A 283-nucleotide genomic window follows, 5' to 3' on the forward strand; every position below is an offset into this window, starting at 1 on the left:
ATGAAGAGCTTAGGCTATTCTATGTGGCCACCACTCGTGCAGAAAAGGATCTAATTTACTCATATGCACAAAGGCGCTTAGTTCACGGTGAGTTCAAGGCACGGAAACCTCTACAATTTCTATGCGCTCTTCCAGTAGACCTTCTTTACTGGGAGTCTTCAATATCACCCAAAGTAGCGTATGAGAAAAGTAATAAAGAAACCACTACAAAACGAACAGGAAATCCTATTCAAATGCTGGCTAGAGGACAGTTACCACACCCCAAGCTAACAGTAGAGGTAAA

At 42.4% G+C, this 283-nt stretch carries 1 protein-coding gene; it reads left to right on the forward strand.

Annotated elements, in window-relative coordinates; translation table 11 throughout:
• Positions 1 to 23: 23 nt before the first annotated feature.
• The coding region (locus tag IQR33_RS36165; protein WP_228014229.1) for a hypothetical protein at positions 24 to 283 on the forward strand (260 nt) is incomplete at its 3' end.

It is taken from the genome of Vibrio sp. OPT46 (assembly GCF_015163535.1).
GTDB lineage: Bacteria > Pseudomonadota > Gammaproteobacteria > Enterobacterales > Vibrionaceae > Vibrio > Vibrio alginolyticus.